Genomic DNA, 799 nt, shown 5'->3' with positions numbered 1-799 from the left:
CCAGCCATCAGCTCGGCTTCTTCTACCGCTCGCTGAATGGATTGCACAGTAGATTCAATATTGACCACTACCCCTTTTTTCATGCCTCTGGCCGGATGCGAACCGATACCGATAATTTCCAGTTTATTGTCATTGGGACCGGCATCCAGAATCGGCGCTGCCACGATCGCTACCACTTTGGAAGTGCCGATATCCAGTCCGACAATCAGTTCTCTTTCAATTCGTTTCGACATTACACAATTCCATTAAAATCAGGTTGCTTACCGGTTTTCCAAACAACTGCAAGTCCGTTGGTGTAGCGCATATCCACAATTTTGATTTGATCGCGGTAACTGGCCAACGGGCCTTCAAATACTCGAATAAATCGGGCTAATCGCTGCTCACTTTCTGCACGTCCCAATTGCAGCTGCATATCATCTGTAAATTTCACCTGCCAGGAACGGCGCTCATCCATGGTCAGACTTTTCACCCTTAATCCAAGCGAATCTACAGACTGCTGAATAGTCACCAGTTGCCGTGACATCAACTCACTGCTGCCTTCAGGCCCAAATAACTGAATAAGTCCGGCAGGCATTTTTCCGCTCTCGGGATAAAACACCTGGCCACGTGTATTGACCAGACCATCTTCATTCCACAATGCAATTGCCTGATGCTCACTGACCATTAAATGCAAGGTATCCGGCCAAACACGTCTTACCTGTATTTGTGATACCCAGGGAAGTGCTTCACCTGCCGCACGAATTCCTGCCACGTTTACATCAAGGAAACTACCGGTCACATATGGGGTTACCGCCTCAAT

Annotated in this window: 1 protein-coding gene and 1 pseudogene; both read right to left on the bottom strand. The window is 47.9% G+C overall.

Annotated elements, in window-relative coordinates:
- Positions 1–233: pseudogene (locus B3182_RS01930) on the bottom strand (cell division protein FtsA); the annotation flags it as partial.
- On the bottom strand, positions 233–799 hold a 567-nt coding region (locus tag B3182_RS01925), incomplete at its 5' end, for a cell division protein FtsQ/DivIB (RefSeq protein ID WP_292751325.1). The gene B3182_RS01925 and the pseudogene B3182_RS01930, both read right to left, overlap by 1 nt.

It is taken from the genome of Methylophaga sp. UBA4204, from assembly GCF_002379485.1.
Classification (GTDB): Bacteria; Pseudomonadota; Gammaproteobacteria; order Nitrosococcales; family Methylophagaceae; genus Methylophaga.
The sequence above is the reverse complement of the archived record's forward strand: the minus strand, read 5'-3'. Positions and strand labels throughout refer to the sequence as shown.